Annotated in this window: 10 protein-coding genes; 8 read left to right on the plus strand and 2 right to left on the minus strand. The window is 62.9% G+C overall.

Annotation, left to right across the window (positions count from 1 at the left end):
* The first annotated feature begins 173 nt into the window (after positions 1 to 173).
* Genes hcnA through hcnC form a run of 3 tightly spaced genes read left to right on the plus strand, consistent with a single transcriptional unit; the run spans position 174 to position 3,158 of the window.
* Complete coding sequence (gene hcnA / locus J3P84_RS11260; protein ID WP_434630195.1) at positions 174 to 500, plus strand: cyanide-forming glycine dehydrogenase subunit HcnA; 327 nt, start codon at positions 174 to 176, stop codon at positions 498 to 500.
* Complete coding sequence (gene hcnB, locus J3P84_RS11265; RefSeq protein ID WP_434630197.1) at positions 497 to 1,915, plus strand: cyanide-forming glycine dehydrogenase subunit HcnB; 1,419 nt, start codon at positions 497 to 499, stop codon at positions 1,913 to 1,915. Before hcnA ends, hcnB begins: the two co-directional genes overlap by 4 nt.
* Entirely contained in the window at positions 1,899 to 3,158 is a 1,260-nt protein-coding gene (gene hcnC / locus J3P84_RS11270; protein WP_434630199.1) for a cyanide-forming glycine dehydrogenase subunit HcnC, read from the plus strand. Before hcnB ends, hcnC begins: the two co-directional genes overlap by 17 nt.
* 158 nt (positions 3,159 to 3,316) lie before the next feature.
* Here the strand turns inward: hcnC and J3P84_RS11275 are convergent, their stop codons facing one another.
* A complete protein-coding gene (locus J3P84_RS11275) occupies positions 3,317 to 3,928 on the minus strand; it encodes a glutathione S-transferase N-terminal domain-containing protein (RefSeq protein WP_434630201.1) in 612 nt (203 codons plus the stop codon).
* Between the two features lie 34 nt (positions 3,929 to 3,962).
* The gene (locus J3P84_RS11280; protein ID WP_305500359.1) at positions 3,963 to 4,883 is read right to left on the minus strand and encodes a MurR/RpiR family transcriptional regulator; all 921 of its coding nucleotides are present in this window, start codon (positions 4,881 to 4,883) and stop codon (positions 3,963 to 3,965) included.
* Positions 4,884 to 5,195: 312 nt separating this feature from the next.
* On the opposite strand from J3P84_RS11280, the gene J3P84_RS11285 reads away from it, so the two are divergent.
* The 5 genes from J3P84_RS11285 to J3P84_RS11305 all read left to right on the plus strand — a co-directional run bounded on the left by J3P84_RS11285 (position 5,196) and on the right by J3P84_RS11305 (position 11,410).
* Positions 5,196 to 7,133, plus strand: a complete 1,938-nt coding sequence (locus J3P84_RS11285; protein ID WP_434630203.1) for a bifunctional 5-dehydro-2-deoxygluconokinase/5-dehydro-2-deoxyphosphogluconate aldolase — start codon at positions 5,196 to 5,198, stop codon at positions 7,131 to 7,133.
* Between the two features lie 190 nt (positions 7,134 to 7,323).
* Entirely contained in the window at positions 7,324 to 8,217 is an 894-nt protein-coding gene (iolE, locus tag J3P84_RS11290; RefSeq protein ID WP_434601148.1) for a myo-inosose-2 dehydratase, read from the plus strand.
* Positions 8,214 to 9,023, plus strand: coding sequence for a 5-deoxy-glucuronate isomerase (gene iolB / locus J3P84_RS11295; protein ID WP_434630206.1), 810 nt, complete (start codon positions 8,214 to 8,216; stop codon positions 9,021 to 9,023). The genes iolE and iolB overlap by 4 nt, the downstream gene beginning before the upstream one ends.
* A gap of 29 nt (positions 9,024 to 9,052) precedes the next feature.
* A complete protein-coding gene (locus J3P84_RS11300; RefSeq protein WP_434630208.1) occupies positions 9,053 to 10,555 on the plus strand; it encodes a CoA-acylating methylmalonate-semialdehyde dehydrogenase in 1,503 nt (500 codons plus the stop codon).
* A gap of 33 nt (positions 10,556 to 10,588) precedes the next feature.
* Positions 10,589 to 11,410 carry a TIM barrel protein gene (locus tag J3P84_RS11305; protein ID WP_434630210.1) on the plus strand — a complete coding sequence of 274 codons (822 nt, stop codon included), beginning with the start codon at positions 10,589 to 10,591 and terminating at the stop codon, positions 11,408 to 11,410.
* Positions 11,411 to 11,531: the final 121 nt, after the last annotated feature.

Raw genomic sequence — 11,531 nt, forward strand, 5'->3', positions numbered from 1 at the left:
TCCTGGCCTGGATCAATACTTCGTCACAAATAATCCCTAACATATTCCGGCACGCACCATCATGCTGCGTCCCTCGCTGTGTTCCGCCGCGCTGTCGCTGGCGGGCACTGACGAGAAGCTGGTGGCAAGTGGCGCAAGGAGCCGAGACCTACTGAACCTTAAGGATGAGTCGCATGATCAACTCCCAGAATGTTCTACGCCGTAAATTTGATATTCAACCGCTGAAACGGGCCGACATGAGCGTTCGCCTGGACGGCCAGACTGTCGACGCCGCCGAGGGTGAGACCGTACTCACCGTCATCCAGGCCATGGGCCAACGCCAGGTGGCCCGCAACGACCACGGCCAGGTCAGCGGTGCCTACTGCGGCATGGGCATTTGCCAATGCTGCCTCGTCAGGATCGATGGCCGCCACAAGCGACGGGCCTGCCAGACGCTGGTGCGACCGGGCATGCAGATCGAAACCCGGGCCAATCGCATCGCCGCAACGGAGGCGCCATGAACCTCGATCCGGTGATTGTCGGCGGCGGGCCGGCGGGTATGGCGGCGGCCATCGAGCTGGCCGCCAATGGTCTGCGTTGCACGCTGCTCGAAGAAGCGCCACGCCTGGGCGGCGTGGTGTACCGCGGGCCGTTGCGCGATGGCGTGAGCCTGGACTACCTGGGGGCGCGTTACAGTGAGGCCCTGGCAAAGCTCCATGGGGAATTCCAGCGCAACGCCGGCCTGATTGATGTGCGACTGGGCAGTCGGGTCATCGGTGCCGAGGGGTTCCGGGCCCTGATGCTGCTGGACGGCTACGAGCGCTTGCGGGAAGTGGCCTATTCCCAGTTGATCCTGGCAGCCGGTTGTCATGAACGCAGTGTGCCGTTCCCCGGCTGGACACTGCCGGGGGTGATGATGCTCGGTGGCCTGCAATTGCAGATCAAGAGTGGCGTGGTCAAGCCGCCGAGCCCGGTGGTGATTGCCGGCACCGGCCCGTTGCTGCCCTTGGTGGCCTGCCAGCTGCACGCCTCGGGCGTCACCGTGGCGGGTGTCTACGAAGCCTGTGCCTTCGGCAGGATCGCCAAGGAAAGCCTGGCGTTATTGAACAAACCGCAATTGTTTCTCGATGGCCTGGGCATGCTGGCGTACCTCAAGCGGCACCGCATCCGGGTGCGCTATGGTTGGGGCGTGGTGCGCGCCGAGGGCGAGGGTGAACTGAGCAGCGTGACCGTTGCGCCTTACTCCGCCGACTGGAAACCGGACCTTGGACAGGCCGAACAGCTGCCGGCCGAGACGCTGGCGGTCGGCTACGGGTTTATTCCGCGCACGCAGTTGAGCCAGCAGATGGGGCTTGACCATGGCTTCAGCGAGGACGGCTACCTGCGCGCCGTGTCCGATGCCTGGCAGCGCAGCAGCGAAGCGCATATCCACCTGGCGGGCGACATGGGCGGGATCCGCGGCGGTGAAGCGGCCATGTTGAGCGGGCGCATCGCGGCGTTGTCGGTCCTGCTGCAGCGTAATGTCCTGGATGAGGCCACGGCGCTGGGGCGCCGCAGGCGCTATCAGGCCCAATTGGACCGGATCATTCGTTTTCGCGCCGCTGTTGATCGCTACACCCGGCGCGGCGCCGGGCAAACCGCGCTGCCAGCCGCCGATACGGTGATCTGCCGTTGCGAACACGCCACCCGCGCGGACATCGACCGCGCCCTTGAACAGGGCGTGCAAGACATGGCCAGCCTGAAAATGCGCACCCGGGTGAGCATGGGCGATTGCCAGGGTCGCCTGTGTGTCGGCTACTGCAGCGACCGCCTGCGCGAAGCTACCGGACGGACCGATGTGGGCTGGCTACGGCCACGTTTTCCGATCGATCCGATTCCTTTCTCTGCGTTCCAGAACGACGACCCGGAGGCGCTATCCCATGATCAGGCACTATGACGTAGTGATCGCCGGTGGAGGGGTGATCGGAGCGTCCTGCGCCTATCAACTGTCCAAGCGCAAGCACCTGAAGATCGCCCTGATCGATGCCAAGCGTCCAGGCAACGCCACCCGCGCGTCGGCCGGCGGCCTGTGGGCCATCGGCGAATCGGTGGGGCTGGGCTGTGGGGTGATTTTTTTTCGCATGATGTCGGCCGATCGCAAGCGCCAGGCCCAAGGCGCCGCCGTGGCGGTGGATGCCAGCACGCCGCATATCCTGCCCGACTCGTTTTTTGATTTCGCCTTGCAGTCCAACGCGATGTACCCGCAATTGCACGCCGAGTTGATCGAGCGTCACGGCATGGATTTCAAGTTTGAAGAGACCGGGCTCAAGTTCGTGATCTATGACGATGAGGACCGCTCCTACGCCGAACACATTGTCGCCTGCATTCCCCACCTGGCTGATCAGGTGCGCTGGCTCGACCAGGCGGCGTTGCGCGAGGCCGAGCCGAGTGTCAGCCATGAGGCCTTGGGTGCGCTGGAGTTTCTCTGCGACCACCAGGTCAGCCCGTTCCGCCTGGCCGACGCCTACACCGAGGGCGCGCGGCAGAATGGCGTTGATCTGTTTTTCAATACCAACGTGACTGACGTATTACGTGACGGCAGTCGGGTGACAGGGGTGAAAACCGCCGAAGCCGGCACGTTCAACTGCCGGACGTTGATCAATGCTGCCGGCGCCTGGGCGGCGGACTTGAGCGAGCAGGCGACGGGCGTGCGGATTCCGGTCAAGCCGGTCAAGGGGCAGATCCTGCTGACCGAGCGCCTGCCGAAGATCCTCAGGGGATGCCTGACCACCAGCGATTGTTATGTGGCGCAGAAGGACAACGGCGAGATCCTGATCGGCAGCACCACGGAAGACAAAGGGTTCGACGTGACCACCACCTACCCCGAAATCGAGGGGTTGGTGCAAGGCGCGGTGCGGTGTATCCCGCAACTGGCCGACATCAACCTGAAACGCACCTGGGCCGGCCTGCGTCCCGGCTCACCGGATGAATTGCCGATCCTTGGGCCGATGCGCGGCGTGGAGGGCTACCTCAACGCCTGCGGGCATTTTCGCACCGGCATCCTGACCTCGGCCATCACCGGGGTGCTGTTGGACAAACTGGTGAACGACGAGCCGTTGCCGCTGGACATCACACCGTTCCTGGCGGACCGGTTTGAACTGGCGGCGGTTGCAGAGCCGAGGAAAATGCAACCGGCCTGAGAGCCGGGTCGAACCCAGTGTGGGAGCGAGCCTGCTCGCGAAAGCGGCGTGTCAGTCGACGCCAATGTCGACGCGCTGGCGCCTTCGAGCAGGCTCGCTCCCACAGTGTTTTTCGGTTGAGCAGGATTTTTTTGTTCACCACAATCCCTTGTGGAAGGTTATTCCACCGGTGTACTGACAAACGCTTCCAGGCCTTCGGCATAAGCGGTAAACGCGCTGATCTGTGGGAAGGCCTTGCCTTGCACCTGATCGGCCACCAACAGGTTGGTGAAGGTCCACGCCACCGCAACGCTGATGCCGGCCTGGTCGAGCGAGCCATCGGTGGGCAATGGTTGTTTCACCAATGCCTTTTCCAACTCGCCATATGCCGCCAGCAACTGGCCCGACACCCGCGCGAGCCACGGCTCATGCTGGATTTGTGCTGGGCGCAAAGTGCGTTCGTAATAGATCTGCACCGATTTTTCGCACGCCGCCAATGCCAACCCGATCAGTTGCAACGATTGCAACCGTTGCCCCGGATCGCTCGGCATCAGGCTCTTCCCGGGCCCGGCCAAGGTTTCCAGGTAATCGATGATCAAGGTCGAGTCCATCAACACCGAGCCATCATCCAGCACCAGCGTCGGGGCCTTGACCACCGGGTTGATGCGCTGGAATTGCTCGAAATGCCTGAACACCGAAACCGATTGGTGTTCCAGGGCGATGCCCAGGCGTTTCGCGGAAATGGCGACGCGTCGCACATAGGGCGAGTCCAGCATGCCGATCAGTTTCATGGCTTCTCCTTCAGCGGTTTGTTTCAGGTCGGGCTCAATCTTCGAATCCGACCTGTTCGTGGATTTCATCAACCTTGAGTTCAAGCCGGTAGGCCACGGCGATGAACAGCGCCTGGCACAGGCACAGGGTGGCGCTCAACGAGCGAAAGGCGAACGAGCTGCCTTCGTTCACCAGCAGCACCGCATTGGCCCGCTTGGCCAGGGGCGACAGGTTGCTGTCGGTGATGATCAGCGTCTTGGCCTGGTGATGCTGGGCGATGCGCAGGCAGTGCTGGGTTTCCTTGCCGTACGGGGTAAAGCTGATGGCGATGACCAGATCATTGGCCCGGACGCTGCGCATCTGCTCGCGATAACTGCCGCCCAGGCCCGACACCAGGTGAATGCGCTTGTTGGTGTGCTGAAGGTTATAGACCAGGTAATCGGCCACCGCGAACGAGCGCCGCACACCAACGACGTAGATGTTATCGGCGTTGACCACCAGGTCGACGGCTTTTTCGAACGCCTCGTCGTCGAGTTCCAGCCCCAGGCGCTCGATGCCCGACAGGGTGGCGTTGACGCATTCGCGCGCGAGATCGCCGGCGCTGGCCTTCTGCGACTTGTTGGCGATCATGCTGCGGATGCGTTGCTGGTAGTTCTGCACCGGCGTGGTCTTGTGGGTGTAGGCCTCGCGAAACAGCGCCTGCATTTCGCTGAACCCGCTGAAGCCGAAGCGCTGGGAAAAACGCACGATGGCCGAGGGGTGCACTTCGCACTCCCGGGCAATGTCGCTGATGCGATCGACCATGATCCGGTCGCTTTGCTGGCTCATGTAGCTGGCGATGCGTTTGAGCTGGCGCGGCAGGCCTTCGTACTCCTCGGTAATCAATTGCAGCAGCCGCTCGGCGTTGATCGGTGGGCTGGGGAGGGCGGGTTCGGACGCGCTCTCGGACGGCACCGGCAGATCGGGGCGGGTCATAGAAAATCCTTCTGGCTTGTTCTTATAGGACGCCCTGGGAAACGGGTTGGTCCTCGACAATAGGTTGGCTGGTCGCAGTCTACAGCGTAGCCGCGGGGAAAATCATGAGCGCGCGCAGTTGTGAGCCGTGCTGAAACGATGCACCGCGTCTGGTCCGGCCAAGTAACAGTCTATTGGAAAAAATATTCCACTATAAAAATTTATGGAAAAAATATTGATTATTGCCGTTCGCTCGTTTTAGTCTGCATTCACCAAAGCGTTGGCGTCGGTTCCGGCGTCAAGCGCAGGCTGATAAAAATAACAGGAGCCAGCATGGGCCAGACTCGTTTTGCCAGTGGACGTCAATTGGATGTGATCTGCCTGGGGCGCCTGGGCGTCGATCTCTACGCGCAGCAAGTCGGTGCGCGGCTTGAGGATGTCTCGAGCTTCGCCAAGTACCTGGGTGGCTCATCTGCCAACATCGCCTTTGGCACGGCCCGTCTCGGGCTTCGGTCGGCGATGCTGAGCCGGGTGGGCGATGATCATATGGGGCGCTTTCTGGTGGAGTCCCTGATGCGCGAAGGCTGCGACGTCAGCGGCATCAAGGTCGACCCCGAGCGACTGACAGCCATGGTGTTGCTCGGCATCAAGGACCGCGAGACCTTTCCCCTGGTGTTCTACCGTGAAAATTGCGCGGACATGGCGCTACGGGCCGAGGACATCGACGAAGCTTTCATCGCCTCGAGCAAGGCGCTGTTGATCACCGGCACGCACTTCTCCACCGACAGCGTCTACCAGGCCAGCATCCAGGCGCTGGATTATGCGCAGACGCACCAGGTCAAACGTATCCTCGATATCGATTACCGCCCGGTACTCTGGGGCCTGGCGCCCAAGGCCGATGGCGAGACCCGTTTTGTCGCCGACCGCAAGGTCAGCCAGCACGTACAAGGCATCCTGGCGCGTTTCGACCTGATCGTCGGCACCGAAGAAGAGTTTTTGATCGCCGGTGGCAGCGAAGATCTGCTGGCCGCGCTGCGTACCGTGCGCTCGCTGACGGCGGCGACCCTGGTGGTGAAGCTTGGCCCGCAAGGTTGCACGGTGATCCACGGCGATATCCCGAACCGCCTGGAAGACGGCGCCATTTACCCCGGCGTGCGGGTCGAGGTGTTGAATGTGCTGGGCGCGGGCGACGCGTTCATGTCGGGTTTCCTCGCCGGTTGGCTGGAAGACGCCAGTGATGAACGCTGCTGCCAGTTGGCCAACGCCTGTGGCGGGTTGGTGGTGTCGCGTCATGCCTGCGCCCCGGCGATGCCGACCCGGGCCGAGCTCGATTACCTGTTTGCCAGCCCGGTGCCGATCACCCGCCCTGACCAGGATGTCGTGCTGCAACGGCTGCATCAGGTCAGCGTGCCGCGCAGGGTCTGGAAACAGCTGTTCATCTTTGCCTTTGACCATCGCTGGCAGTTGGTGGAACTGGCCCAGCGGGGCGGTCGTGGCCTCGACAGCATCGGCGAGCTCAAGCAACTGTTCATCCAGGCCGTGGAGCGGGTCGAGGCTGACCTGCAACGCCAGGGCATCGAGGCGGATGTCGGTCTGCTGGCCGACCAGCGTTTCGGCCAGGATTCCCTGAATGCGGCCACCGGGCGCGGCTGGTGGGTCGCGCGGCCGGTGGAGGTGCAGGGCTCGCGGCCGCTGGCGTTCGAACACGGCCGTTCCATCGGCAGCAACCTGATTGCCTGGCCACAAGAGCAGATCATCAAATGCCTGGTGCAATTTCATCCTGACGACGAACCGCTGCTGCGCCTGGAGCAAGAGGCGCAATTGATGGGGTTGTACAAGGCCTCCCAGGCCAGCGGCCATGAATTGCTGCTGGAGGTCATTCCGCCCAAGGATCATCCATCGGCCCATCCGGACGTGCTGTATCGGGCGCTCAAGCGGCTCTACAACCTGGGTATTTTCCCGGCGTGGTGGAAAATCGAGGCGCAGACCTGCGATGAGTGGAAACAACTTGATGAGCTGATCCAGCAGCGCGATCCGTATTGCCGTGGCGTGGTGCTGCTGGGCCTCAACGCCCCTGCGGCCGCGTTGGCCGAAGGCTTTCGCCAGGCCAGCCAGAGCAGCACTTGCAGAGGGTTTGCCGTGGGCCGGACGATCTTCCAGGAACCGAGCCGCGCCTGGCTGGCCGGGGAGATCGATGATGAAACGCTGATCCGGGATGTGCAGGGCCGGTTTGTGGAATTGATCGAGGCCTGGCGCGCTGCGCGTGCCTGAGATACAGGGCTTTTGTGGCGAGGGAGCTTGCTCCCGCTGGACTGCGAAGCAGTCCCGAAGTCAGCTACCCCGATGCGACAGGTAAACCGTAGCCACTGGTTTTTGCGTCTGCTTCGCAGCCGAGCGGGAGCAAGCTCCCTCGCCACAGGTGATCGGTTGGACATTAGAGAAAACAACAAAAGGTGCAGCCATGCCCGCTATTCGAATTGGCATCAACCCGATTTCCTGGAGCAACGACGACTTGCCATCATTGGGCGGCGAGACGCCGTTGAGCACGGCGTTGAGCGAAGGCAAGGAAATCGGCTACGAAGGTTTCGAGCTCAACGGCAAGTTTCCCAAGGACGCCAAGGGCGTCGGCGACGTGTTGCGCCCTTACGACCTGGCGCTGGTCTCCGGCTGGTATTCCAGTCGCTTGGCGCGTCGTTCGGCGGCCGAGGAGATCGACGCCATCGCCAGCCATGTCGAGCTGCTGGCGCAGAACGGCGCAACGGTGCTGGTCTATGGCGAAGTGGCCGATTCGATCCAGGGCCAGCGCATTCCGTTGATCGAGCGGCCACGCTTTCACACTGACGAGGCCTGGCAGGCCTATGCCGACAAGCTCACCGAGCTGGCCCGCTTCACCTTGTCTCAAGGCGTGCGCCTGGCCTACCACCACCACATGGGCGCCTACGTTGAATCGCCTTCGGACATCGACAAGCTGATGGCGCTGACCGGCAGCGAGGTCGGCCTGTTGTTCGATTCGGGCCATTGCTACATGGGCGGCGGCGAACCGCTGCAGGTGCTGCGCAAACACATCGAGCGCATCTGCCATGTGCACTTCAAGGACGTGCGCAAACCCGTGGTGCAGTTGGCGCGCAACAACCTCTGGAGCTTTCCGGACTGCATCATCAACGGCACGTTCACCGTGCCTGGAGATGGCGATATCGACTTCGCTGCGTTGCTCGATGTCCTGCTGGCTGCCGATTATCAGGGCTGGCTGGTGGTGGAAGCCGAGCAGGACCCGGCGGTGGCGCCGAGTTATATCTATGCCAAGAAGGGCTACGACACCTTGCGTGCCCTGTTGCAGGAGAGAACTGCGCCATGAGCCTGCTGATCAAGAGCAATCCCAGCGACCGGACCATGGTTGAACTGCCACGCGACGCGCTGGAATACGTCGGTTTTGCCGCCTACCGCTTGAGCCTTGGCGAAAGCCTGCCGGTGGCCGCCGCAGACCGGGAATTGTGCGTGGTACTGCTCAGCGGCCGCATCAACCTCAAGGGCGAAGCACCGGGGCAGGGCGCCTTCGATTGGGACAACCTCGGCGATCGCCAGTCGGTATTCGAGGACAAATCCCCTTACGCCGCGTATCTGCCGCCCGGCAGCCAGGCCCAGATCACCGCGTTGAGCGATGTGCAAGTGGCGGTGTGCGCCGCGCCGGGCGGCGCGCCGAATGCGTACGGCCCACGGCTGATCCGTCCCGAGAGCATGAAGCGCAGCGTGCGCGGCAAGGGCGCCAATACCCGCTACGTCTGCGACATCCTGCCGGACAGCGAGCCGGCCCATTCGCTGCTGGTGGTGGAAGTGCGCACGCCGTCGGGGCATTCGTCCAGCTATCCGCCGCACAAGCACGACACCGACGACTTGCCGCACCAGAGCTTTCTCGAAGAGACCTATTACCACCAGGTCAACCCTTCCCAGGGCTTCGTGTTCCAACGGGTCTACACCGACGATCGCAGCATCGACCAGGCCATGGCCGTGGAAAACAGCGATCTGGTCGTGGTGCCCAAGGGTTACCACCCGGTCAGCGTGCCCTACGGGTACGAGTCGTATTACCTGAACGTCATGGCCGGTCCGAAGCGGGTCTGGCAATTCCATAACGATCCGCAGCATAGCTGGCTGCTCGACCTCTGAATTCGAACATTCCAACGGAGACCAGGACAATGAGCGACACCCCGGTAATAGGCCATTACATCAACGGTCAGGTGCACAGCAACGACGCCGCGCGGTTCAGCAACGTCTTCAATCCCGCTACCGGCACGGTACAGGCCCGGGTGGCGCTGGCCGAACCGGGTACCGTCGAGGCAGCGGTGGCTTCGGCGCTGGCGGCCTTTCCCGGCTGGTCCGAGCAGTCGTCGTTGCGCCGTTCCCGGGTGATGTTCAAGTTCAAGGAACTGCTTGACCGCCACCACGACGAGTTGGCGCAGATCATCAGCCGCGAGCACGGCAAGGTACTCTCCGACGCCCACGGCGAAGTCACCCGGGGCATCGAGATCGTCGAGTACGCCTGCGGTGCGCCGAGCCTGCTCAAGACCGATTTCAGCGACAACATCGGCGGTGGCATCGACAACTGGAACCTGCGCCAGCCCCTGGGCGTCTGTGCCGGGGTCACGCCATTCAACTTCCCGGTGATGGTGCCGCTGTGGATGATTCCCCTGGCGCTGGTGGCGGGCAACTGCTTCATCCTCAAGCCTTCGGAGCGCGACCCGTCCGCCAGTCTGCTGATGGCTCGGTTATTGACCGAGGCCGGGTTGCCGGATGGCGTGTTCAACGTGGTCCAGGGCGACAAGACGGCGGTGGATGCGCTGTTGCAGCACCCGGACATCGAGGCGATCTCCTTTGTCGGCTCCACGCCCATCGCCGAATACATCCATCAGCAGGGCACCGCGAACGGCAAGCGCGTGCAGGCCCTGGGCGGGGCGAAAAACCACATGATCGTCATGCCCGACGCCGACCTCGACCAGGCGGCGGATGCGCTGATCGGAGCGGCCTACGGCTCGGCCGGTGAGCGCTGCATGGCGATCTCCATCGCCGTGGCGGTGGGTGACGTCGGCGATGAGCTGATCGCGCGATTGTTGCCACGCATCGACCAGTTGAAGGTCGGCAATGGCCAGCAGCCCGGCACCGACATGGGGCCGCTGGTGACTGCCGAGCACAAGGCCAAGGTTGAAGGTTTCATCGATTCCGGCGTAGCCGAGGGCGCGCGGCTGATCGTCGACGGGAGGGGCTTCAAGGTGCCCGGGGCCGAGCAGGGGTTCTTTGTCGGGGCGACGCTGTTCGACCAGGTCACTGCCGAGATGAGTATCTACCAGCAGGAGATTTTCGGCCCGGTGCTGGGGATCGTTCGTGTGCCGGATTTCGCCACGGCGGTCGCGCTGATCAACGCCCATGAATTCGGCAACGGCGTGTCGTGTTTTACCCGTGACGGCGGCATCGCCCGGGCATTCGCCCGCAGCATCAAGGTCGGCATGGTCGGTATCAACGTACCGATTCCGGTGCCCATGGCCTGGCACTCCTTTGGCGGCTGGAAGCGCTCGCTGTTCGGTGACCACCACGCTTATGGCGAGGAAGGCCTGCGCTTCTACAGTCGCTACAAGAGCGTGATGCAGCGCTGGCCGGACAGCATCGCCAAGGGTCCCGAATTCAGCATGCCCACTGCTCAATAACTTATTTCCATGAATGCCGGAGGGAAAACAACAATGAACAAGCCCCTGCGTTTTGCCTTGAATCGAATGGTTGCCCCGCGCCTGTCGCTGCCCGCTTTCATCGACCTGGCGCTGGCGTTGAAAACCGATGCCATCGAAATCCGCAATGACCTCAAGGGCGTCGAAATCGAAGACGGCATGCCGCCCGCCCGGGTCCGTGAGCTGTGCGACGAACGCGGCGTCAAGGTGCTGTCGATCAACGCCCTGTACCCGTTCGACGTATGGAATGAAGAGCGCCGCGCCCAGGCCGTGCGCCTGGCCGATTACGCCCGCGAGTGTGGCGCCGAGGGCCTGGTGATGTGCCCGCTCAACGACCGCGCCGACCCGCGCAACGCCGCCGAACGCGCGGCGGGGCTACGCACCGCGCTCAGTGAGCTGGCGCCGATCCTGCGCGCCTTCGGCATCTACGGTTTTATCGAACCCCTGGGGTTCGAGGAGTGCTCGTTGCGGCGCAAACGCGCGGCGGTGGAGGCGATCAAGGCCATCGGCGGGCTGGATGTGTTCCGCCTGGTGCATGACACCTTTCACCATCACCTGGCCGGCGAGGAGGAATTTTTTCCCGAGCTGACCGGGCTGGTGCACATCTCCGGCGTCGAGGATGCGCAGGCACCGTTGGCGAGTATTCGCGACGGCCACCGGGTGCTGGTGGGCGACGCCGACATCCTTGGCAATGCCGCGCAGATCGAGGCGCTGCGCGCGGGCGGTTATGAAGGCTACCTGTCCTTCGAGCCGTTTGCCGAAAGCGTCCATGAACTGGCCGATATCCGCCAGGCGCTGGGGGCGAGTATGAGCCACCTGCAAAGCTCGCAGGCCTGACCTGATCTCAAAACGATGGAGAACCCCTGTGGGAGCGAGCTTGCTCGCGATGACGGTAGCCCATTCAACACATCAGTTGCCTGATACACCGCTATCGCGAGCAAGCTCGCTCCCACACTTG

Origin of the sequence: Pseudomonas sp. Z1-29 (genome assembly GCF_051131995.1) — a bacterium.
GTDB lineage: Bacteria > Pseudomonadota > Gammaproteobacteria > Pseudomonadales > Pseudomonadaceae > Aquipseudomonas.

What these genes read in the sequence shown, in the direction of transcription:
- iolB (WP_434630206.1), top strand. Translation starts at nt 8,214, where the DNA reads ATGAGCCTGCTGATCAAGAGCAATCCCAGCGACCGGACCATGGTTGAA.
- J3P84_RS11285 (WP_434630203.1), top strand. Translation starts at nt 5,196, where the DNA reads ATGGGCCAGACTCGTTTTGCCAGTGGACGTCAATTGGATGTGATCTGC.
- hcnC (WP_434630199.1), top strand. Translation starts at nt 1,899, where the DNA reads ATGATCAGGCACTATGACGTAGTGATCGCCGGTGGAGGGGTGATCGGA.
- J3P84_RS11280 (WP_305500359.1), bottom strand. Translation starts at nt 4,883, where the DNA reads ATGACCCGCCCCGATCTGCCGGTGCCGTCCGAGAGCGCGTCCGAACCC.
- hcnA (WP_434630195.1), top strand. Translation starts at nt 174, where the DNA reads ATGATCAACTCCCAGAATGTTCTACGCCGTAAATTTGATATTCAACCG.
- J3P84_RS11275 (WP_434630201.1), bottom strand. Translation starts at nt 3,928, where the DNA reads ATGAAACTGATCGGCATGCTGGACTCGCCCTATGTGCGACGCGTCGCC.
- J3P84_RS11305 (WP_434630210.1), top strand. Translation starts at nt 10,589, where the DNA reads ATGAACAAGCCCCTGCGTTTTGCCTTGAATCGAATGGTTGCCCCGCGC.
- J3P84_RS11300 (WP_434630208.1), top strand. Translation starts at nt 9,053, where the DNA reads ATGAGCGACACCCCGGTAATAGGCCATTACATCAACGGTCAGGTGCAC.
- hcnB (WP_434630197.1), top strand. Translation starts at nt 497, where the DNA reads ATGAACCTCGATCCGGTGATTGTCGGCGGCGGGCCGGCGGGTATGGCG.
- iolE (WP_434601148.1), top strand. Translation starts at nt 7,324, where the DNA reads ATGCCCGCTATTCGAATTGGCATCAACCCGATTTCCTGGAGCAACGAC.